Source organism: Carnobacterium jeotgali MS3 (assembly GCF_000745125.1).
Classification (GTDB): domain Bacteria; phylum Bacillota; class Bacilli; order Lactobacillales; family Carnobacteriaceae; genus Carnobacterium_B; species Carnobacterium_B jeotgali.
Genome location: NZ_JQNF01000003.1, coordinates 406,720 through 428,424, shown reverse-complemented (window position 1 = coordinate 428,424; position 21,705 = coordinate 406,720). Strand labels below are relative to the sequence as shown.

20 protein-coding genes are annotated in these 21,705 nt (G+C 36.1%); 16 read left to right on the top strand and 4 right to left on the bottom strand.

What is annotated here, in order from left to right; translation table 11 throughout:
* Window positions 1-7: 7 nt before the first annotated feature.
* Entirely contained in the window at window positions 8-1,279 is a 1,272-nt protein-coding gene (locus tag BP18_RS02120; protein WP_029276746.1) for a BaiN/RdsA family NAD(P)/FAD-dependent oxidoreductase, read from the bottom strand.
* A gap of 192 nt (window positions 1,280-1,471) precedes the next feature.
* Here BP18_RS02120 and BP18_RS02115 point away from each other — a divergent pair, with 192 nt between their 5' ends.
* From BP18_RS02115 to BP18_RS02100, 4 genes are all read left to right on the top strand, one after another.
* Window positions 1,472-2,329, top strand: coding sequence for a GRP family sugar transporter (locus BP18_RS02115; protein ID WP_007720646.1), 858 nt, complete (start codon window positions 1,472-1,474; stop codon window positions 2,327-2,329).
* A gap of 33 nt (window positions 2,330-2,362) precedes the next feature.
* Complete coding sequence (locus BP18_RS02110; protein ID WP_007720645.1) at window positions 2,363-3,739, top strand: amino acid permease; 1,377 nt, start codon at window positions 2,363-2,365, stop codon at window positions 3,737-3,739.
* Between the two features lie 198 nt (window positions 3,740-3,937).
* Complete coding sequence (locus tag BP18_RS02105) at window positions 3,938-4,639, top strand: ABC transporter ATP-binding protein (RefSeq protein WP_007720644.1); 702 nt, start codon at window positions 3,938-3,940, stop codon at window positions 4,637-4,639.
* Window positions 4,640-4,652: 13 nt separating this feature from the next.
* A complete protein-coding gene (locus BP18_RS02100) occupies window positions 4,653-7,964 on the top strand; it encodes an ABC transporter permease (RefSeq protein ID WP_035050200.1) in 3,312 nt (1,103 codons plus the stop codon).
* A gap of 370 nt (window positions 7,965-8,334) precedes the next feature.
* Here the strand turns inward: BP18_RS02100 and BP18_RS02095 are convergent, their stop codons facing one another.
* On the bottom strand, window positions 8,335-8,838 hold the full coding sequence (locus tag BP18_RS02095; RefSeq protein WP_029276749.1) for an FUSC family protein: 504 nt from the start codon (window positions 8,836-8,838) through the stop codon (window positions 8,335-8,337).
* Between the two features lie 158 nt (window positions 8,839-8,996).
* Here BP18_RS02095 and BP18_RS02090 point away from each other — a divergent pair, with 158 nt between their 5' ends.
* The 8 genes from BP18_RS02090 (at window position 8,997) to BP18_RS12520 (ending at window position 15,848) form a co-directional block, all read left to right on the top strand.
* Window positions 8,997-9,959, top strand: a complete 963-nt coding sequence (locus BP18_RS02090; RefSeq protein WP_029276751.1) for an aromatic acid exporter family protein — start codon at window positions 8,997-8,999, stop codon at window positions 9,957-9,959.
* 228 nt (window positions 9,960-10,187) lie between these two features.
* On the top strand, window positions 10,188-11,333 hold the full coding sequence (locus BP18_RS02085; RefSeq protein WP_007720640.1) for an ABC transporter substrate-binding protein: 1,146 nt from the start codon (window positions 10,188-10,190) through the stop codon (window positions 11,331-11,333).
* A gap of 82 nt (window positions 11,334-11,415) precedes the next feature.
* Window positions 11,416-12,294 (top strand): branched-chain amino acid ABC transporter permease, encoded by an 879-nt coding sequence (locus tag BP18_RS02080; protein ID WP_029278471.1) that lies wholly within the window; start codon window positions 11,416-11,418, stop codon window positions 12,292-12,294.
* A gap of 9 nt (window positions 12,295-12,303) precedes the next feature.
* The gene (locus BP18_RS02075; protein WP_029278469.1) at window positions 12,304-13,278 is read left to right on the top strand and encodes a branched-chain amino acid ABC transporter permease; all 975 of its coding nucleotides are present in this window, start codon (window positions 12,304-12,306) and stop codon (window positions 13,276-13,278) included.
* Window positions 13,275-14,048, top strand: coding sequence for an ABC transporter ATP-binding protein (locus BP18_RS02070; protein WP_007720637.1), 774 nt, complete (start codon window positions 13,275-13,277; stop codon window positions 14,046-14,048). The genes BP18_RS02075 and BP18_RS02070 overlap by 4 nt, the downstream gene beginning before the upstream one ends.
* 2 nt (window positions 14,049-14,050) lie before the next feature.
* On the top strand, window positions 14,051-14,755 hold the full coding sequence (locus BP18_RS02065; RefSeq protein ID WP_029278468.1) for an ABC transporter ATP-binding protein: 705 nt from the start codon (window positions 14,051-14,053) through the stop codon (window positions 14,753-14,755).
* A 3-nt stretch (window positions 14,756-14,758) separates the two neighbouring features.
* A complete protein-coding gene (locus BP18_RS02060; RefSeq protein ID WP_029278467.1) occupies window positions 14,759-15,418 on the top strand; it encodes a CBS and ACT domain-containing protein in 660 nt (219 codons plus the stop codon).
* 259 nt (window positions 15,419-15,677) lie between these two features.
* On the top strand, window positions 15,678-15,848 hold the full coding sequence (locus BP18_RS12520) for a hypothetical protein (protein ID WP_155860452.1): 171 nt from the start codon (window positions 15,678-15,680) through the stop codon (window positions 15,846-15,848).
* On the opposite strand, the gene BP18_RS02055 is transcribed toward BP18_RS12520, so the two are convergent.
* The gene (locus tag BP18_RS02055) at window positions 15,840-16,799 is read right to left on the bottom strand and encodes an IS30 family transposase (protein WP_035050197.1); all 960 of its coding nucleotides are present in this window, start codon (window positions 16,797-16,799) and stop codon (window positions 15,840-15,842) included. The genes BP18_RS12520 and BP18_RS02055 overlap by 9 nt on opposite strands.
* A gap of 68 nt (window positions 16,800-16,867) precedes the next feature.
* Between BP18_RS02055 and BP18_RS02050 the strand changes: the two genes are divergently transcribed.
* The 3 genes from BP18_RS02050 (at window position 16,868) to BP18_RS02040 (ending at window position 19,569) form a co-directional block, all read left to right on the top strand.
* The gene (locus tag BP18_RS02050) at window positions 16,868-17,029 is read left to right on the top strand and encodes a hypothetical protein (protein ID WP_156097216.1); all 162 of its coding nucleotides are present in this window, start codon (window positions 16,868-16,870) and stop codon (window positions 17,027-17,029) included.
* 29 nt (window positions 17,030-17,058) lie between these two features.
* Window positions 17,059-17,976 carry a glycosyltransferase family 2 protein gene (locus BP18_RS02045; protein WP_231549413.1) on the top strand — a complete coding sequence of 306 codons (918 nt, stop codon included), beginning with the start codon at window positions 17,059-17,061 and terminating at the stop codon, window positions 17,974-17,976.
* 615 nt (window positions 17,977-18,591) lie between these two features.
* A complete protein-coding gene (locus tag BP18_RS02040) occupies window positions 18,592-19,569 on the top strand; it encodes a DUF1002 domain-containing protein (RefSeq protein WP_029277088.1) in 978 nt (325 codons plus the stop codon).
* Window positions 19,570-19,893: 324 nt separating this feature from the next.
* Here the strand turns inward: BP18_RS02040 and BP18_RS02035 are convergent, their stop codons facing one another.
* Window positions 19,894-20,862 carry a Gfo/Idh/MocA family protein gene (locus tag BP18_RS02035; RefSeq protein WP_029277086.1) on the bottom strand — a complete coding sequence of 323 codons (969 nt, stop codon included), beginning with the start codon at window positions 20,860-20,862 and terminating at the stop codon, window positions 19,894-19,896.
* Between the two features lie 206 nt (window positions 20,863-21,068).
* Between BP18_RS02035 and BP18_RS02030 the strand changes: the two genes are divergently transcribed.
* Entirely contained in the window at window positions 21,069-21,590 is a 522-nt protein-coding gene (locus tag BP18_RS02030; RefSeq protein WP_029277084.1) for a hypothetical protein, read from the top strand.
* Window positions 21,591-21,705 lie beyond the last annotated feature (115 nt).

The window sequence follows — 21,705 nt, the reverse complement described above, 5'->3', positions numbered from 1 at the left end:
AAATGAACTAATTTGCTAAAGCTACTTCAGCTGCATGCATACCGGCAATGCGACCAGTAATAAAAGCACCCGTGATATTGTAGCCACCTGTGTAGCCATTGTAATCTAAAATTTCACCAGTAAAGAAAAGACCGTTAGTGAACTTACTTTCCATAGTTTTCGGATTAACTTCCTTGGTATTGATGCCTCCACCTGTAACAAAAGCTTTTTCAATTGGCAAAGTACCATTAGCTGTAAAACGAAAATCTTTAATAAATTCAATAAATTGAGTGATTTTTTCTGGAGGGACTTGTTTTAATGGAGCATTTTCATCTAAACCTGCTCTAACCAGTGCAAATAGCAAATAGCGTTCAGGAACAAGGCCTTTCAAAGCATTTTTAGTGCTTTTATCTCCATCGTTTTTAATCAATTGTTGCAACTGTTGAGTCAACTCACCTTTGGATACATTTGGGAGAGCATCTAAACTCATCACAACTTCTTCTGATTTATCCCGTTTCATAGTCTGGTGAACAAACATAGAACAACGCAGCACTGCTGGACCAGAAATACCAAAGTGAGTGAAAATCATATCCATTTGATGAGTGATGACTTGTTTACCTTTTTTATTTAAAACACTTAAAGCGATGTCCCTTAAAGAAAGTCCTTGTAAGGTTTTATCTTGGATAAAACCTTCATCAGATAGAATAGGTGCTTCTGTTGGATAGAGAGGGTTAATCGTATGTCCAGCTTTTTTAGCCCATTTGTAGCCATCACCTGTTGAACCCGTTCTAGGCATAGCACGGCCACCTGTTGAAACAATCACACAACTTGCGTGGATGCTTCGTCCATCTTCTAGCAGTACTCCAGTTGCTTTTCCTTCATTAAATAATAAAGTATCAACCGGAGCATCTGTATAAATAGCAATTTTTAAACGATCCATAATCCCAATCAATGCTTCTAAAATCGTTCTAGACTTATCTGTTATTGGAAACATTCTGCCATGATCTTCTTCTTTCAGTACCACACCATTCGATCTAAAGAAGTCCATAATATCGTAGTTATCATATTGATGAAAAGCACTATATAAAAAACGACCGTTTCCAGGAATGTGTGCGATAATTTCTTCTTTATCACGGTTGTTGGTGACATTACATCTACCGCCGCCAGTTACGAGTAATTTACGACCAAGTGTTGTGTTTTTTTCAATTACGGCTACTTTTGCACCATGTTCTGCTGCAGAGATAGCAGCCATCATACCGCTAGTTCCTCCGCCAACTACTAATACATCATACTTTGTCATTTCTTTCATTGACCTCATTTCTACTAATCGCGTACATTCAAATTTTCTTCTCTTACTTTATCATATTCTAGCAGTTTCTTCCATAAACCTGTAAACTGTTTTGCAGATTCAAGAACTTTTCTTGTTAAGAATGCACTTGAACTGTTATGATGTACAAAGTGATGAAATAAATTGAAGAGGAAGATGGAAAAAATGGAAATTTTAATCGCACTGATTCCTGCTATAGCATGGGGCAGTATTGGATTAGTGAGTAATAAATTAGGCGGAAATTCGTACCAACAAACGGTAGGAATGTCAGCTGGAGCAGTTCTTTTTGCAATAGGGGCATATTTTGTTTATCAACCAATAATCGATATGAAAATTGTATTAGTTGGTTTATTATCAGGAGCATTGTGGTCAATAGGTCAAATGCAACAGTTCCAAAGTATGAAATTTATCGGAGTGTCAAACACTTTGCCAATCTCAACAGGATTACAATTAATCGTTAACACACTTGCAGGCGTACTTTTGTTTAGAGAATGGACAAGTACAAGAGATATTATTCTAGGGATTATTGCTATTATCATTTTAATTTTTGGTGTAACTTTCACAACGGTAACGGATAATAAAGAAGTGACTGACAATTCTAACGGACAAAAGAAATCAGGAGCTAAAGCACTGATTTTATCTACCATTGGATACGGATTGTATACAATCACCATAAATGCAGCTGGAGTAGATGCAATGGCTGTTATTTTACCTCAAGCTGTAGGAATGCTAATTGGGTCGTTGCTCTTTTCAGTTAAGCAAGACATCAAGAGCCACTATACGCTACGTAATTTGGTGACCGGACTAGTCTGGGCAACTGGGAATATCTTTATGTTGATTTCAATGGAAAAAGTAGGATTAGCCATCAGCTTCTCTCTATCACAAACCGGTATCATTATTTCTACATTAGGTAGCATTTGGTTCTTAGGAGAAACGAAAACCAAACGAGAATTCCGTTATATTTTATGGGGTTGTATTTTAGTCATTGTCGGTGGCGTTTTATTAGGTTATGTTAAATCATAGATAAATTTTATGAGCGGATGGGAATGTTAGCAGATGAATTATTTTAGAAAGAAACCATTGGAGACAATTGAAAAGCCAACTAATTTAAAAAGAGAGTTAAAAACGATGGATCTCATTTTACTAGGTTTAGGCGCAATTGTTGGAACAGGAATTTTTGTAATCACAGGAACAGCTGCTGCATTGACAGCTGGACCGGCTTTGATTATTTCGTTTATTATCGCAGCTTTTTCGTGTGTATTATCGGCCTTATGTTACGCGGAATTCGCTTCTCGAATTCCAGTGGCAGGTGGAGCATATTCTTATGGCTACACAGTTTTTGGTGAAATCATTGGTTGGCTAGTCGGTTGGTTAATGATATGTGAGTATTTACTAGCAAATGCTTCAGTAGCATCAGGCTGGTCAGGTTACATGAATGGTTTTCTAGATGGAATTGGCCTTGGATTGCCCATTGCATTGCGTTCTTCTTATAATGCTGAAACTGGATCTTATATTGACGTGATTGCTGTACTGATTACATTTGTCGTTACGTACATTGTGGTCCAAGGGGCTAAAAAAGCGTTGCGTTTAAATAATATTATGGTGTTTATAAAATTTGGTTTGATTGCGTTATTTATTGTCGTAGGCGTATTTTATGTTAAACCAGAAAACTGGACACCTTTTGCTCCTTTTGGCGTAAAAGGAATCGCATCAGGAGCGGCAGTCGTTTTCTTTGCTTTCCTAGGATTTGACGCTGTCAGTACGGCAGCAGAAGAAACCAAGAATCCACGTAGAGATATCCCAAGAGGAATCATCGGTTCACTTGGAGTTGCTACTGTTTTGTACATCGCAGTGACGTTAGTGTTAACGGGAATTGTTCCTTATGCACAATTAGATGTTAAAGATCCTGTTGCTTTTGCAATACGTTTTATTGGGCAAGATTTTATTGCCGGTATTATTTCTGTAGGAGCAATAGTAACGCTTTTAACTGTTCTCATCTCAATGACTTATGGATTAGGGCGTTTGATTTATGCCATTGGAAGAGATGGACTACTTCCAAAGAAATTGAGTAAAGTAGATACTAAAACAAAAGGTCCTAAATTTGCAACACAAATAGCTGGCACAGTCTCAGCTGTACTGGCTGGAATAGTGCCACTTGGCAAATTAGCAGAGTTAACGAATATTGTGACATTAATGATATTTGTGATTTTAGCTATAGGAATTATTAAACTACGCAAAGACTTCGGCGAACCAAAAGATGGAGAATTTAAAGTTCCGTTTGTTCCTATTTTCCCAATCGTTTCCATTGTCGTGTGCATTTACTTGATGATCCAACTGTCGTTATCGGTTTGGATTTCATTCGTTATCTGGTTAATTTTAGGTGTGATTTTCTATCTTACGTATGGGTATAACCATAGTGAATTGAATAAATAGGAAGTCTTTTTGTGACAGTTATAATAGTTGTAAAACAACGTAAGAAAAAAAGTCGGGGAGTGTTTTCCTCGGCTTTTTTCTCGCAATTTAGTTTTTATTAGTGTAAAATCTTATGAATTGAGTGTGGACTAAAGGTTTTATTTAACTTACTTTATGGTACACTTACTTAGAATTATTTTAAGAAATGAAGGTGCAAAAATGTCTTTTGTAGAGATAAAAAATGAATTTAAACGATACAAAATGGGTGAAACAGTCATTGCCGCAAATGATGGTATTTCATTTGAAATTGAAAAAGGTGAATTTGCAGTAATTGTCGGACCAAGTGGTGCGGGGAAATCAACCGTTCTAAATATCCTAGGTGGAATGGATACGGCAGATGAAGGACAGATACTCGTTGATGGAACAGATATTGCCCAATTTAATACAAAACAACTCACTCAATACCGTCGTGATGATGTTGGATTTGTTTTTCAATTTTATAATTTAGTCCCTAATTTAACAGCTATTGAAAATGTCGAATTGGCTTCGGAAATTTCTAGCAAAGCGTTAGATGCTCAAAAGGTTCTTGAAGATGTCGGCTTAGGCAAACGCTTAGACAATTTCCCAGCACAGTTATCTGGTGGGGAACAACAGCGGGTAGCCATTGCAAGAGCTTTAGCTAAACAGCCGAAACTTCTTTTATGTGATGAGCCAACCGGTGCTTTAGATTATGAAACTGGAAAACAAGTTTTAAAACTATTGCAGGATACTTGTAAAAATACGGGTACGACCGTTATCGTTATCACACATAATAAAGCAATCGCTCCAATGGCAGATCGCATGATTGAAATAAACAATGCAAAAGTACGTAATGTGACACTGAATGACCACCCTATGTCCGTAGAAGATATCGAATGGTAGAGGGGGAATAAAAGTGAAAAAGAAAGCACTATGGAAAGACATCTTTAAAGAGATGGGGAAATCAAAAACACGATTTCTATCTATTTTTATCATCATCACATTAGGAGTTGCCTTTTTCGCTGGAATTAAAGCGACTGGTCCTGATATGATTGATACCGCAAATCAGTATTATAACAAAACGAACCTGATGGATACAAAAGTGGTGTCTACATACGGACTAAATGACGATGATAAAAAAGCCTTAGAAAGCATCGAAGGCGCAGATGTAACCATGAGTTACAGTCAAGATGTTATTTTAGGAAATAGCAGTTTGGTTGCCAAATTAGTAAGCTACTCTTTGACTGAAGAAACCACACAAAATGATTACGTTGTGAAATCGGGACGTTTGCCAGAAAAAACTGGTGAAATTGCTTTAGATAATAAGAGCAGTATGACTAGTGCTTACAAAATTGGTGATACAGTCACGCTTTCTTCAGAAGAAGAAGAAACCAATTTAGAAGATTCGTTTGCTACAACAACTTTTAAAGTGGTTGGTTTTGTGAACAGTCCGCAGTATATTGAAAATTCTGCAAGAGGAACCAGTACAGTGGGAAAAGGAACCGTTGATGGATTTGCGGTTATCCCCAAAGAAGATTTTACGTTAGAGTTCTATACAGAAGCGTATCTGTCTTTTAAACAGAATGATTCACTTGTTTCTTATTCGCCAGAGTATGAGGACAATGTTGAAAATCAGATGGAACAAATCGAAAAAGTAGTTGAACAAAGACCAGAAGAACGCTTAGCCGAAATTCGTTCAGAAGCGCAAGCGAAAATTGATGACGGGCAAGCTGAAATCGATGATGCCAAGCAACAATTAGCAGATGGACAAAAAAAATTAGACGATGCTAAAGCTACATTGGATCAAGGACGTACTGATTATGCTGAAGGCAAAGCGACTTTAGAAACGCAAACAGCTAACGCCCAAGCCACAATCGATCAAAAACGCCAAGAATTAGAAGCTGGAAAAGTCGAATTAGCTGCAAAGGAAGCAGATTTAAAAGTAGCTCAAACGCAGCTTATTGATGCCCGTAATAATTTTGAAGCACAAAAAGTAACTGCAGAACAATCTTTAGCTAATGGAGAATCTTTTGTTGAAAATGCTAAAGCTATTTTAGCGGTTCCGATTGAAAGTGTGCCCGTTGAAAGTCAAACGAGCATCACTCAAGCAGCTACAGCTGTTGACTCATCACTGGGAGAAGCCTTTACGGGTTACTTTGCCGGAGTTGTTCCAAACAGCACGGTTTCAGCAGCGCTAAACGAAATTTCCGCTAATTTTGAAGAAACACGAGCGAAAATGGCTGCAGCAGATGCTGAACTAACAGCTAATGAAGCAAAAATGGCTCAAGGATTAGCGGATATCCAAGCGGCAAGAACAACGCTTGCTAATGGAGAAGCCCAATTAATTGAGGGTCAAGAGCAATTAAATCAAGAAAAAGCAAACGGCGAAGCTGAACTAGCTGCTGCGCTTGAAAAAATAACATCTGGACAAGCTGATTATGAAACAGCATTGGCCGAGTTTGAAACAAAATCAGCAGATGCTGAAAAAGAAATTGCAGATGGTGAGACTGAGCTTGCTAAAGCAAAAAAAGACTTAGAAACGTTAGAACTGCCTGAGTATTACGTACTAGATCGTTCAACGAATCCTGGTTATAGCGAATTCAGCGATAATGCAGACCGCATATCAGCAATTGCACAAGTCTTTCCCGTATTCTTTTTCTTGATTGCTGCATTAGTTTGTTTGACCACTATGACACGCATGGTAGAAGAAGAACGCTTGCAAATTGGAACATTAAAGGCTTTAGGGTATTCTAATTGGGATATTTCTAAAAAATTCTTAGTGTACGCTTCAGTAGCCAGTTTATTAGGTACCATTATTGGTTTAGTTGTTGGGTATCAAGTGTTCCCTAATGTTATCTTTAACGCGTATGGGTCAATGTATAATTTACCGTCCGTTCGTGTTACGTATTACCTTAGTTACGCTGTTATTTCTTTAATTGTGGCTTTGTTATGTACCGTTATGTCAGCTTACCTTGCGACACGAGTAGCTTTACAAAGTACACCAGCTACGTTGATGCGTTTAAAAGCACCCAAGATTGGGAAACGCATTTTATTAGAACGTATTCCGTTTATTTGGAATAATTTTGGCTTCATTCAAAAAGTAACTGCACGGAACCTTTTCCGTTACAAACAACGTATGCTGATGACTGTTTTAGGTGTTGCAGGATGTACAGCTTTGATTTTAACTGGATTCGGTATATCAGATTCTATTTCAGATGTGGCTGATTTGCAATATGGAAAAATCATGAAATACGATGCCATCGTTGCTCTAAATACAGATGCAAGTGATTCTGAAAAAGCAGACTATGATGAGGTAGTAGCCAATCAACCAGTTATTGATGAATCTTTGAAAGTTAGTCAAGAGAGTTATACAGTCGATGTTGAAGGAGTTAACACACAAACTGTAACTGTGTTTGCACCTGCAACAACAGAAAACTTTGAAGATTATGTTCTCTTAAACGACCGCACTTCTGGTCAAACGTATTCTTTGCCTGAAGAAGGAGTAATCATCAGTGAGAAATTAGCCGATTTAATTGACGTGGAAAAAGGAGATACTTTGACTTTGACTGATACTGATAATAAAGAAGCTGAAGTTGTTATAAAAGAAATCGTTGAAAATTATACTGGCCATTATGTATATATGAACAAAGATTATTATGAAACAACGTTTGGAAAATCACCAGAATACACAACTGAATTGTTGAACTATGGTGAAGGTAAAGTAGATGAAGAAGCATTAGGAGCTACATTGACAGAACAACCAAGTGTCTTATTGGTCAATTTTAGTAGTGACGTCAGTAAAGCATTTGAAGAAACGATGGGAAGTTTAGGAATTGTAACATTAGTACTAATCGTTTCAGCTGGATTATTAGCTTTTGTGGTGCTATACAACTTAACCAATATCAATGTTTCTGAACGCGAAAGAGAATTGTCTACTATTAAAGTATTAGGCTTTTTCGATAAAGAAGTGACCATGTATATTTATCGTGAAAATATTATTCTTACTTTAATGGGAATCGTTGTTGGATCGCTATTAGGAGTCTTGCTACACAGCTTCGTATTAGATACAGCCGAAATCGATCTCCTCATGTTCAGCCCAACTATTCAACCATTGAGCTATCTTTACTCAGCAATCATAACTCTTGTATTCTCAGGAATCGTTATGATCGCTATGCATTTCAAACTCAAAAACGTAGACATGATCGAAGCCTTAAAATCAGTAGATTAAAAAGAAAAGGATGCGAAGTTCGACGTCAAGGCTTGACAGAAAAATAAAGAATCTCGTAGAGGATGTTCCATCCTTGTAGAGATTCTGTTTTTTCCGAGAGCCTGTCGAACGTAGCTCAACTAAAAGGATGCGGATCACAGCTAAAAGGATGCGAAGTGTCTCGTTTATCTCCGTAGAAAAATAAAATAAAGCAATCTGTTTCTTTATTTCTTAAGAACAGATTGCTTTATTTTTTTCTCTATAAAAAGGTCGAGAAAATTGAATTAGAGCCCTTCTATACGACATTTTCAGAGAAAAGCACAAAGAAAATAAGAGGAATCCAAAATTGAAATGGACGCCTCTTATTTTTTTGGAAAAGTAGTTTAAACCATTAAGGTTGCAACGTATCAGTTGGTTTCGGTCCACCAGGAATGAGACGATTAACTGCGATAGCAATAAACGTTCCGATAAAGGTATCCAAAACACGAGCCAAAGCATAAAGCACGGTCTCGTTAGTTGGTATGCTAAAATAAATAATTAAAAAAGCAGCGCTAGCTCCGATAATTCCAGAATTGTAATTAATTCGGTCACAAAATACAATAATCAGAATGATGCCAAGAGGAACGCCAAACAATTCAATTAAGAAATCCAAGCCGATGAGTTGTTGGAGTAAAATGAGAATAGCAGCAAAAATAGCTCCAATGGAATTGCCGAAGATTCTGGTTTTTCCAAATTTTAAACTGGTCTGCCAATCTTCACGCAAACCAAAGACAGCTGCTAATGCGGCAATCATAGGGGGTTCTCTATCAAGCAGATGGAATAAAAGAATGCATAATCCTACCGCTATTCCTGTTTTTAATGTACGCATGCCTATGCGATAATTGCCAATTTTCATCTATATCCATCACTTTCTTAATGTAACATGTTAGTTTTTAGATTTACTGTGTCTAGTATTAATAATAGGGATAAGTAAATAAAATGCAAAGAAAAATTTTTAGTTTTGATAGAATTAGGGTACTATGGATTTAAAGATTATACCAAAGGAGTGTAAAAATGACGGTCTCTTTACGAGCAATAAAAATAGCCTTTGCGACAACTATTGCAATTTTAATCGCTCAGGCGTTTCAATTAGAATATAGTGTTTCAGCAGGAGTTGTGGCTATATTAAGTGTATTAGACACAAAAAAATCATCGGTTACGATAGCGATTCAACGTGTGGGATCAACGATATTAGCATTGGGGATAGCAACGATTCTCTTTCAATTGTTTGGATTTAACACGATTGTTTTTGGTTTATATCTTCTCATTTATATTCCTATAGCGTATAAACTCAATGTAGAAGTAGGAATAGCTCCATGTTCTGTATTGGTTTCTCATTTATTACTAGAACAAAGTACCTCTATTACTTGGCTTATGAATGAATTTTCATTAATGGTGATTGGTGTGGGAATTGCTATCTTATTTAATTGGTACATGCCTTCAAAAGAAAAGCAATTAGTAAAACTAAGAGATGAAATTGAAGAAAAAATGAGACATGTTTTAATGAACTTTTCTTTGGTATTGAAAAATGGGAGTTCAAATGAAAAAGGCGAACTTTTGATAAAAGAACTTTCAAAAGACTTGAAAACAGCAGAAAAAGTGGCTTATATGGAATCCAATAATCAATTATTAAGTCAATACGATGATTATATCATTCAGTATATCGACATGCGGCAACAGCAAGCTAAAATACTGGCAGAAATGTCGATGGACATTAGCGTATGTTCTTTACCAACCAAGCAAAATGAAATATTGGCTCAGTTGTTCCAACGGACGGCTGATCAACTGCATGAAAGCAATCCCGTATTAGATTTAACCGAAGATATTGAATCGCTGTTAACGGATTTTAGAATGAGTGATTTGCCTAAAACACGAGCTGAATTTGAAAATCGGGCAGCTTTATTTGTGCTTTTAAATGATTTTACGAGGTTTATTCAAATAAAAAAAGATTTTTATGAGCAACAAAAAAGTGAATGAAAGTGCTGAATAGGCAAAAAAAGGGTGGAGAACTATTCCATCCTTTTTTGTTTTTATAAACGATGAGAGAATGTTTTTTTAAATAACTTCAGATTACCATTGATTAAATATTCAGAATATTCTATACTAATTATTAATAAATCATTTTGTTATCTAATTTTAATGATTGGATAGGCGGAATTGTTTTTTTATTAACTAACGCAATAGCGTAAATTGGGGGAAAAGAAAATGAAAAAAAGATTGGTAATGGGAGTTGCAGCTCTTTCGCTATTGGCTACAGCATGTGGTGCTGGAAGTGGCAGCAATGCAGACGAAATCAAAATAGGTTCAATGTTTGAAAAAACAGGTGAGGTTTCAGCGTACGGTACTGCGGAAGCAAATGCAGTAAAGTTAGCTGTTAAAGAAATTAATGACAATGGTGGCATTTTAGATAAAAAAATTGATTTAGTTGAATACGATACAAAATCAGATAATACTGAAGCAGCTAGTATTGCAACAAAACTAGCTACGCAAGATGAAGTATCTATTATTGTAGGACCCGCAACGACTGGAGCGGTAAAAGCTTCCACGCCAGCTGTTACAAGAGCAGGTGTAAGTTTAGTCACTCCTTCTGGAACAGATGACAGTTTGACAATTGATGAAAATGGCAAAGTTCAACCAAATATTTTCCGGACATCATTCCAAGATTCATTTCAAGGGATTGCTTTAGCCGAATTTGCTACAAATGAATTAGGAGCTAAAAAAGCCTTAGTCATTGGCGATAGCTCAAGTGATTACGCATTGGGTTTAACCAAGGCGTTTGAAGGAAAATTTGATGGAGAAATCGTTGCAGAAGAAAATTTTACTGCTGATGACACTGATTTCAGTGCAATCTTAACACGTATAAAAGATCTTGATTTTGATTTCATATTCTTACCTGGCTACTACAATCAAGCAGGATTGATTATCAAACAAGCTCGTGAAATGGGAATCACGCAACCGATATTAGGTGCAGATGGTTTTGGGAACGAAGCATTACTTGAATTGGCAGGGGTTGACAATGTTGATGATGTTTATTATTCAGCTCACTACTCACCAAACAGTGAAGATGCTCAAGTGAAAGAATTTATTGCTGCATATAAAGCTGAATATGATGTAGACCCAGATATGTTTGCTGCTCTTGCATATGATACCGTTTATCTTGTAGCTCAAGCAATTGAAGCAGCTGACGATACAACACCAAAAGCACTGACAAAAGCTCTTGAAGACATTACTGAATTTGATGGCGTGACGGGTACATTCTCATTTGATGAAAATCACAATCCTGTCAAATCAACTTTAGTTATTGAATTACAAGATGGTGTAGAAGTAGGAAATACTGAAGTTACACCTTAATGACCTGTTAAACTAAAAAGGTGCAAAGCAAGTTCTTGCTTAGCACCTTTTAGTATTTAAAAATGAAAAGAGGTGCCATTTTATGGAAGCATTTTTACAACAACTGATTAACGGACTTTCTTTAGGAAGTATTTACGCCTTGATAGCATTAGGTTACACCATGGTTTATGGCATTATCAAATTGATTAATTTTGCTCATGGAGATATCTATATGGTAGGTGCATTTGTTGGTTATACAGCAATCAATACTTTGCACCTCAGTTTTTTTCCGGCGTTGATTCTGTCCATGGTTTTTTGTGCCATTTTGGGAGTAGCAATTGAACGAATCGCCTATAAACCTTTGCGTAATGCAACACGTGTGGCTGCTTTGATTACAGCAATCGGTATGTCCTATTTACTGCAAAATGGCATGATTTACTTAGTTGGTTCAGAAACCAGAGCTTTTCCACAAGTGATTAAGAATAAAGTATATGAATTTGCCGGATTACAAGTCAGTCAGACACAGATCATGATTTTTGCTACAACTATCATTTTAATGTTAGCTCTGCAACTCATTGTTCAAAAAACAAAAATGGGCAAAGCGATGCGAGCAGTCAGTACAGATGCAGATGCAGCTCGTTTAATGGGAATCAATGTCGATAATGTCATTTCATTTACGTTTGCACTTGGTTCTTCATTAGCAGGAGCAGCCGGCGTTTTAGTAGGATTGTATTACAATTCAATCGAACCAATGATGGGTTATGCTCCAGGATTAAAAGCCTTTATTGCCGCTGTACTAGGTGGGATTGGAATTATACCAGGGGCTATGTTCGGGGGATTTGCTATTGGAATCATTGAAACACTAGTCAGTGGATATGGCGGTTCATTAATCAAAGATGCAGTGGTTTACTTGATTCTAATTATTATCCTTATCTTCAAACCATCCGGATTGCTTGGCAAAAATGTAAAAGAGAAAGTGTAGGTGATAAGAATGAAACAATTCAATAAGAAAAACTTCGGTTGGCTCATTTTTATTGCAGCCATCTATATCCTCATTCAAGTAGGAACAGCCACTGGTATTATTAATGCTTTTTATGAAATAACATTGATGACGATTTTGATTAATGTCATTTTAGCAACGGGTTTGAATTTAATTATTGGCTTTTCAGGTCAATTTTCCTTAGGACATGCAGGATTTATGGCTATCGGTGCTTATTGTACCGGAGTTATCAGTATTAAATATCCAACTGTGTTAGGCCTTATGGGAGGACTCTTATTAGGAATCGCTATAGCCAGTCTAGTAGCTTTATTAGTTGGAATCCCTACATTAAGACTAAAAGGGGATTATTTAGCCATCGCTACTTTAGGAGTAGCCGAAATTATCCGGATCGTAATCTTGAATATGAATGATATTACAAATGGAGCGGCTGGGTTAAGCGGCATCCCATTTATTGCAAATTGGCAGATTACGTTTGCTTTTATCGTAATTTCTTTGATTGTGATCATGAATTACATCAAAAGCAGTCCTGGAAGAGCAACGATTTCTATTCGAGAAGATGAAATTGCAGCTGAATCTATGGGAATCAATACAACAAAATATAAAATCATTGCGTTTGTTTTAGGAGCAGCTTCTGCAGCAATAGCAGGTGGATTACATGCTTCTTATTTCAGCGTTATCCGTCCGGCAGACTTTACTTTTATGAAATCTGTTGATATTTTAATTATTGTTGTTTTTGGCGGATTAGGAAGTATGACCGGAAGTGTTGTTGCAGCTATCGTATTAGGCATTTTGAATGTTTATTTGCAGCCTTTTGGACAACTGAGAATGATTATTTATTCAGTTGCTCTAGTTGCAATCATGGTCTTTAGACCTTCTGGATTATTAGGAACAAAAGAATTTACGATTTCTGGATTATTAGATCGTAAAAGCAAAAAGAAATCTATGAAAGAGGGGGAAGCAGAATGAGCTTATTAGAAGTTAAACAATTGACCAAAAACTTTGGTGGGCTATCTGCTGTCTCTATGGTAAACATGCAATTGGAAGATAATGAATTAGTGGGGTTGATTGGTCCTAATGGGGCAGGGAAAACCACACTATTCAACTTATTAACAGGTGTATATGAACCAACTGAAGGAGTTATTGACCTCGAAGTAGACGGCAAGAAAACATCCTTGATCAAGCAAAAAACGTATGCTATCACTTCTATGGGATTAGGCAGAACGTTTCAAAATATTCGTTTATTCAAAGATTTGACTGTATTAGAAAATGTTTTGATTGGGATGCATGAAAAAAATAAAGTCGGCACAATTGCTAGCATCTTTAGAACGCCGGCATATTATGCAGCTGAAGAAAAAATGCGCATTGAAGCTCTTGAATTGTTAAAGCTGTTTAATTTAGAAACAAAAGTAGCTGAGTTAGCAAAAAACTTGCCATATGGGGAACAAAGACGCTTAGAAATCGTTCGTGCATTGGCCACTAAACCAAAAATTTTATTTTTAGATGAACCGGCGGCCGGAATGAACCCTCAAGAAACAGCTAGTCTGACTTCTTTGATTCGCCAAATCCAAAAAGAATTCAAAATCACGATTTTGTTAATCGAGCACGATATGTCATTAGTTATGGATGTATGTGAACGCATTTACGTATTAGAATATGGCAGAATGATCGCTCATGGAACACCTGATGAGATTAAAACCAATGAAGCCGTTATTAAAGCATATTTAGGTGGTGAGTAGACATGTTAAAAGTAAAAGATCTATCTGTTTATTATGGAGTCATTCAAGCGACTAAAGAAATCAATTTTGAAGTGAACGAAGGTGAAATTGTTTCATTGATTGGTGCTAATGGTGCGGGGAAATCAACGGTTCTAAAAGCGATTTCTGGTTTGCATCGTCCAAAATCAGGTGAAATCTTGTTTAAAGACCAACCCATCCAAAAAGAATCAACACGTAAAATTGTTCAGCTAGGTATTTCTCAAGTTCCGGAAGGACGCCATGTCTTTAAAGGAATGACTGTCATGGAGAATTTAGAAATGGGAGCTTTCCTTAGAAAAGATAAAAGTGAAATTCAAAAGGATTTGAAAATGGTATTTAACCGTTTTCCAGTCTTAGAAGAACGAAAAAAACAGGATACAGCCACTCTTTCTGGTGGGGAACAACAAATGGTTGCCATGGGCCGAGCATTGATGTCTAGGCCAAAATTATTGTTACTGGACGAGCCTTCAATGGGATTAGCACCTTTGTTCATTAAAGAAATTTTTAATATCATCGAAATGATCAATAAACAAGGAACGACGGTATTATTGATTGAGCAAAACGCAAAAGTAGCGTTAGAAATTGCGCATCGTGGATATGTTTTAGAAACTGGAAAAGTTGTACAAACTGGTACAGGAAAAGAGCTATTAGCAAGTGACGAAGTGCAAAAAGCTTATTTGGGAGGTTAAGAAATGGACGTAAAAAGTTATATGACAGCAACTGTCGTGACCGTTACAGAAGAGACCAAAGTCTTAGAGGCGCTTGATATTATGAAAGAAAATGATTTTCACAGGTTGCCTGTAGTGAGAAATGGACGAATGATTGGGTTAATTACACAAGAAATTATTCAAGAAAATTCCCCTTCTACAGCAACGAGCCTGAGTATCCATGAGATGAACTATTTGTTAACTAAAACTAAAGTTGGCGATATCATGCAAAAAAAGGTTCTTACTATTCAAGCAGATGATTTATTGGAAGAAGCTGCTGCTCGTATGAGAGACCAAGAAATAGGTGTCTTGCCGGTAGTAGAAGAGGAAAATAAAATTGTCGGTATCATTACGGATAAAGATATCTTTAGTGCTTTTATTGACATTATGGGGTACAACAATAAAGGCAGCCGTATTGTGATCGATATTCCAGAAGATCAACCAGGAATTCTGGAAGATATTACTAATATTTTAGCAGAAGCTCAAATCAGTATTCATCAAATAGCTGTTTATCGAAAAGACAATTTCACACAAGTGATTATCCAAATGGATAGTCCAGATACAAGCGCAATTAAAGAAATCTTAACGACAAGTGGCTATACGGTTAGTTCAGCAATTTATAAAGAAGGAAAAAAAGCTGAATAGTAGTGTAATAGCGTTGAAATAAAGTTGAAAAAAAGCCAATCAAGCCCAAAAATTAGAATTAATTTTTGGGCATGGTTGGCTTTTTTCTTAGTGTTAGGATAGGAGTGGACACTAATGAACAATTAAGATTCAAATAAATTTAGAATTTTCTATCCTAAAAGTTGGCTTTCGGTTATAGTAATGAAATAGTTGCTTTTTTATACATAATTGAGAACACAAAATCAAATGAAATAGATAAATAATAAAAGGGGATTTCTAAATGAAAAAAGGGTGGCTGATCGTTGGATTAGCAGTTGTTTTGATAGGTATTGGAGGAGGTGTTTTTTTTATGGGTCAACCAGGAAAAAATGTTCATATATCTGAAAATGGTCTTTCTTATGTAGCAAAGGTTGAGGGGAAAGATTTTTATATTTTTCGTTTGTCAAATTAAGTTAGACAGTTCCCACTCATTAATGTAATTTAAAAATACTTCTAACGGTGTCAGATACTGTAAAGATTTTCTTGGGATCTGATTTCTTACTGAAGCGACTGCAGAGACAAAAGATTGATCAACTTGGTTAAAATCCATTTCTTTCGGTAAACCGTCTTTTCGAAGCAGTCCATTAGAATGCTCGTTTAAAGCTCGCTGGGATGGAGTTCCTGGATCAGCAAAGTAAATAGCAACATCATTTAGATTACTAATGGTTTTCCAGTTGGAAAACTCTTTTCCACAATCAAACGTAATGGATTTGAAGAGATTTCTTGGAATACATTGGAACCAGTTGTTTATGGCTTCTTCAACATCTTGTGCTTTACGCCCATTGGGCTTCATAGTAATAATGGCTTTTGAAATCCGTTCAACCAATGTGATTACAGCACTTTTATGATGAATGCCAACAATAGTGTCTCCTTCTAGATGACCAAACTCGTCTTCAAATTGTGGATAATCCGTTAATCTTTCAGATATATTTCTTTTGAAAGCTTGTTTCCCTCGTTTTTCTTTATGACCGTTTGGTTTACGTTTTCCTTTCATAGGAAGAGTTGTTTGATCAAAGAGCCCTTGTTTGAACTGTCGGTACAAGGTGCGTGAGGAACAAGCGATGAACCTTTCTGCACGACCAATAATCACATCTGGAGTCCATCCTTGAGCAACCATCTTTTGAATATATTCTTGTTGGTCATTGGGTAAGGTAATAGGATGTCTACTGCAGCGCTTCTTATTTTCTTTGTATTGTTTAAAGTAATCAAGAGCCGTGTAACCTTTCCTTAGGAAAGTAACTACGTTATGAATCGTCTGACGTGAACGGCCAATGTAGGTGGCAATTTTCAAAACAGAAATTTTTTGATGGAAATAAGCTTCTATCATTACAAGTTCTTCAGTGGTAAGATGGGTGTAGGTCATTCGTGATCACTCCTATGTTTTCTTTGGTCGGAAATACATTTTGAGTGTACCACGAATGGCTTTTTTATTTGTCTAGCTTAATTTTACAATCGGCGATTTATAAAGATGGTGAATGGAAATCGACATTTTTAACAGGTGTCAACATGGGAGCAGCTAAACCTGGTACATTTTCGGGAGAGCTAGCTATCACAAAAGAAGAGTATCTACGTTGGTTTAAGCAGATGCCTTAAACGCAGGTATTAATACTTCTGTTTTTCCTTTGTTTTGTGCAATTGATGCAGACTGTATAATTGAAAAAGACGCATTATTACGTATTGTTTCGCCTTTTCTTAAACATGAAGAAACAGTTGCAGTTGGTGGAATGGTCCGTATTGCAAATGGAAGTGAAATAAAAAATGGGCAAATCGTTCAAACGAAGATCCCTAGAAAAATGATCGAACGATTCCAAGTGATCGAATACTTTCGAGCTTTTTTAACAAGTCGTATCGGTTGGCAACAATATAACGCATTGATGATTATTTCAGGAGCTTTCGGCTTGTTTAAAAAATCCGCTGTAGTAGATGTTGGAGGTTTCGAAAAGACAATAGGTGAGGATATGGAACTGATTCTAAGACTGCATAAGAAATTCCGACAAACGGGTCAACCTTACCATATTGACTTTGCTTCTGATGCAGTGTGTTGGACACAAGCCCCCGATAGTTATAAGGGATTAGAAAGCCAAAGAATAAGATGGCATAGAGGACTGTATGATTCTTTAAATAGACATAAAGAGATGATTGGTCGACCTAAATATGGAGTCGTCGGTTTAGCTTCTATGCCGTACTTCTTTCTGGTAGAGTTGTTAGGACCGGTTATTGAAATGATTGGTTATATTGTGATGGCTCTTGCCATTTATCTCGGTATTTTATCTTCATCAGTTATTTTCATTTTTTTGTTAACTTGTTTAATGGGTATCTTATTTTCATACTCTGCTATTTTATTTGAGGAAATATCGTATAAACGATATGGAAGTTTAAAGGATATTTTAATGCTGTTTGCAGTGAGTATTTTGGAACAATTTTATTACCGTCAATTAACGGTCTGGTGGAGAGTAAAAGCTTTCTTTAATTACAATAAAGGCAGTAAAAAATGGGGCACGATCGAACGTAAAAATTTTGATTCAGAAAAAAAGATGTAAAAAATAGGATTACTGAAATTCCTATTAGCTTAGCTAGAAATAAAAAGGTTCATTAAAAAAATAAAAAGTGACGAAACTTTGTCTAGTCAATTTATAGAATTGGAATAGGTGTGAAAAGACTAAGAACAAGCGGTTTATTGTTGGAATTAATTTGAAAATAAGTTGTTTTAAAAATCTTCCAGACAACTTTCTAAAAAAATAGAAAACTTTACTTGGACAACCCAATAATAGTTTGTTATCCTAAAGGTACATAGCAATCACATAAGCAGTTAACCTAACAATTTTTGGAACGTCAATTATTTAATTGACATCATTTCATGAAATTGCTTTGGAGGGGTAAGGCTTGCACATAATTTGGGGTGAAATGATTTGGGATAGAAATATCCTGAGTCATTTTTTTGTATGGATGATAGATTAAAAAGGTACTCTACTTTCCAGTGTGTATAGATGAAATTAATTGATGTTTACCATTTTGGAAGAATAGTTAGAAGCATCCACACTATTTGATGAAGAGCTATTAAGAAAAGCTTAGTTTTTTCTTAATAAGAATTGAGTATACTAAGCTTAAGCAATAATGAACCAAACCATAAAAAACAGGTCAAGGAGGAATTTAAAATGAATCAATTAAAAAAAATAAGTTTAACGGCTTTAACAGCACTGAGTTTGGTGGGAGCGTCAGTAGCGTTGTTGCCACAATCTGCTAGTGCAACTACGAATGGAATCGATACAACTGTTGTAGATGAAAAATGGGGAAAACCTACTTTTATCTATGGCGGAGGATTATCTGAAAGCCAAATAACTGAAACAGAAGAGTTATTAAATATTAAAAATCCAGAAAATGTAGCTGTCGGAAGTGTGACAGGTCAAGACTTGATCAATTATTTAGGTGAAGGATCAGGAAACACATCTAGCATGATCTCATCCGTATTGGTACAGAAACAAGACACTGGAGAAGGTGTCGATGTTGAAATTGTCACTCCAGAAAATATCAGTCAAATTACACAAGACCAATATGCAAATGCAGCAATCACTGCAGGAGTTAATGATGTGAAAATCGAGGTAGCAAGTGTCAGCAAGGTTACAGGAGAAAGTGCCTTAACAGGTATTTATAAAGCTTTTGACGTTAATGGGGAAGAATTAGACCAAGAGCGTATGGAAGTAGCACAGCAGGAATTAGAAACAACCAATGAGATTGCACAAGAAAATAACGGGAATGAAGAATTTGATACAGCCAAATTTGACCAAGCGATTATTGATATTAAACAAAGTTTAGCTGATTTGAAAGAACAACAAGGTGAATTAGCTACAAAAGAAGATGTTGAACGCATTATTAATGAAGCGTTAGAAAAAAATAACTTGCAAAATGCAGTTACGCAAGATCAAATTGATCAATTGATGGCTTTATTTGAAAAATACCAACAAACAAGTGCGATTGATTCTGCTGAAGTAAAAGAACAGTTGAAGAACTTGTCCAATACCGTTCAAGATAAATTTGGCGACGCTCTGCAACAAGCTGAAGATAGTGGATTAGTAGATAAAGTCGGCAACTTCTTTAGCCAAATATGGGATGCTATCGTAGGTCTATTTAAATAGGGCGTAACAATCCTTAACTCGATGAACTCAAAACCGATTTCCATTTGAGTAGGGGTAATAAACCTTAATTCGATGAACTCAAAACCGATTTCCGTTTGAGTAGGGGCAATAAACCTTAATTCGAACAACTCAGAAACGATTTTCATCTGAGTAAGGGCAACTAGCTTAATTCAACTAACTTAGAGTAGAATTCTAATGGGATTTTGCAAAGTTAAAAGGAAATGGAATTGTTGAACGATCCAGTAAGAGAAACATTTAAAAAATAAAAATCCAAGGATAAGTCTCTGTAACATAGGACTTATCCTTGGATTCTTTTTTGCAAATTTATTCGAAATCGTAATGAAGATCCCATTTGGTTCTCAATGTATCCATAATTTCCATTACATCATGGGTAAGGGTAAGTGAAGGATCTGGGCGATTTGATAAAATTAGATTAGTAATATCGGCTATTTCATAATTCATAGCTTGTTTTGTATCGCCAGCTTCAATCGTTTCTACTGAACCATCTGGACGGGTTAACGTCGCTTTTTCTGCACGTGGGAAATCATTGACTGTGAAAAAACCATTCTCAAATGCAACGATTCCTATTTTAGGCATTTTAGCTCTAAAGGTAAGCGTAATGGCAGCTAGTTCATCATGGTCATTTTTTAATAGAATACCCGATTGCTCATCCACACCTGTTTCGTAAAAATTCATGGTCGTGTGAATTTCATGTGGTTGGCTAGTCAAGAAAAAGCGGGTAAAAGATAAGGCATAAATTCCGATATCCAGTAAAGCCCCACCAGCAAGATCTTTATTGAAAAAGCGGTTTGTTGGATCTTCTTCTTTTAAACTTCCAAAAGAGACTTGGATCATTTTTAATTTACCAAGTGATCCTTCTTGAGCGATTTCTTTTAGCTTATGGTAAAGCGGCATGTGGTAAATAACCATTGCCTCAGATACAATAAGATTTTTTTCTTCAGCTAATTTCATAGCTTGCGCTAACTGATTATTATTCATCGTAATAGCTTTTTCGGATAAAACGTGTTTGCCGTGTTCTAAACTTTTCAAGATCAAATCAGCATGATGGCTATGCGGTGTAGCAATATAAACAACATCAATGGATGGATCAGCTAATAATTCTTCGTATGAGCCATATGATTTTTTGATTCCGTGTGTTTCAGCAAATGCAGCTGCTTTTTTAATATTTCGTGAACCCGCAGCATAAAGTACGGCATTATCAACATTGAATGTTTCAGCAAATTCATTTGCAATTTGTCCTAAACCTAAAATTCCCCAATTTAACTTTTTCATGGAAAGCCTCCTGAAATTTATTTAAACGTTATCAAAGCTATTTTACCATTGAAAAACAGTTGTGGGAACGAGGAAAGTAGTTTGATTTTCTTTTTCTAATAAAAGATAAAAGTATAGGCATACAATTTGAAAGTTAACGTAATAGGTGTAAAATAAAGGTAGCACTTATTTAAAATTATTCATTAATTGGAAGGGGAATGATGAACATGCATGAAGCATTAGTAGAAATTGTTTTAGGAGCTATAAAGGAGCAATACGTTAGCGAAAAAGCTTTTTACACCGCTCAATTAGGCATCACACCACAAAGTTGGGACCGCTGGAAAAAAGGCAACCAAGGACTGAAACCTGAAAATATGGAAAAGATTTCTCGGTTGTTTACTGAATACGAATGGATGCTGGTACAAAAAGTTTGCCGAAAAGCTACATTTTTTCCAGAAGTTAAAGCCAATCCCGTTAACGAATATTTAGCTATCAAATTTCATGTAGCACAAAAATGGGTGAACAGCGGTACAGCCGAGCTAGAATTTAAAAAAGAAACCGAAGATCGAATAATGGAACATCACCGCAAACAGAATACAACAATCCTTATCATTGAGAACGGGTATGATTTCTGGAGCTACAAGGACATCATTGAATTGCGTTTACCTGGAATCATCCAACAACAAATAAAAACAGACAAACCAAACCTTTTAGAGTGGTTCAATAAAAATATTCAGGATACGCAATGATCTGAAAGTAAGTTAAGATAGATAATTTATCAGATTATGCTTTAATTAGTTCACTCATGATAAAATCGGTTGGGGTAGGTTATTAGTTACATCTAGCTTGATCTTTAATATACTC

Bases quoted from the DNA above. Each gene is read 5' to 3' on its own strand.
- BP18_RS02120 (WP_029276746.1), bottom strand. From the start codon at position 1,279: ATGACAAAGTATGATGTATTAGTAGTTGGCGGAGGAACTAGCGGTATG.
- BP18_RS02115 (WP_007720646.1), top strand. From the start codon at position 1,472: ATGGAAATTTTAATCGCACTGATTCCTGCTATAGCATGGGGCAGTATT.
- BP18_RS02110 (WP_007720645.1), top strand. From the start codon at position 2,363: ATGAATTATTTTAGAAAGAAACCATTGGAGACAATTGAAAAGCCAACT.
- BP18_RS02105 (WP_007720644.1), top strand. From the start codon at position 3,938: ATGTCTTTTGTAGAGATAAAAAATGAATTTAAACGATACAAAATGGGT.
- BP18_RS02095 (WP_029276749.1), bottom strand. From the start codon at position 8,838: ATGAAAATTGGCAATTATCGCATAGGCATGCGTACATTAAAAACAGGA.
- BP18_RS02090 (WP_029276751.1), top strand. From the start codon at position 8,997: ATGACGGTCTCTTTACGAGCAATAAAAATAGCCTTTGCGACAACTATT.
- BP18_RS02085 (WP_007720640.1), top strand. From the start codon at position 10,188: ATGAAAAAAAGATTGGTAATGGGAGTTGCAGCTCTTTCGCTATTGGCT.
- BP18_RS02080 (WP_029278471.1), top strand. From the start codon at position 11,416: ATGGAAGCATTTTTACAACAACTGATTAACGGACTTTCTTTAGGAAGT.
- BP18_RS02075 (WP_029278469.1), top strand. From the start codon at position 12,304: ATGAAACAATTCAATAAGAAAAACTTCGGTTGGCTCATTTTTATTGCA.
- BP18_RS02070 (WP_007720637.1), top strand. From the start codon at position 13,275: ATGAGCTTATTAGAAGTTAAACAATTGACCAAAAACTTTGGTGGGCTA.
- BP18_RS02065 (WP_029278468.1), top strand. From the start codon at position 14,051: ATGTTAAAAGTAAAAGATCTATCTGTTTATTATGGAGTCATTCAAGCG.
- BP18_RS02060 (WP_029278467.1), top strand. From the start codon at position 14,759: ATGGACGTAAAAAGTTATATGACAGCAACTGTCGTGACCGTTACAGAA.
- BP18_RS12520 (WP_155860452.1), top strand. From the start codon at position 15,678: ATGAAAAAAGGGTGGCTGATCGTTGGATTAGCAGTTGTTTTGATAGGT.
- BP18_RS02055 (WP_035050197.1), bottom strand. From the start codon at position 16,799: ATGACCTACACCCATCTTACCACTGAAGAACTTGTAATGATAGAAGCT.
- BP18_RS02040 (WP_029277088.1), top strand. From the start codon at position 18,592: ATGAATCAATTAAAAAAAATAAGTTTAACGGCTTTAACAGCACTGAGT.
- BP18_RS02035 (WP_029277086.1), bottom strand. From the start codon at position 20,862: ATGAAAAAGTTAAATTGGGGAATTTTAGGTTTAGGACAAATTGCAAAT.
- BP18_RS02030 (WP_029277084.1), top strand. From the start codon at position 21,069: ATGCATGAAGCATTAGTAGAAATTGTTTTAGGAGCTATAAAGGAGCAA.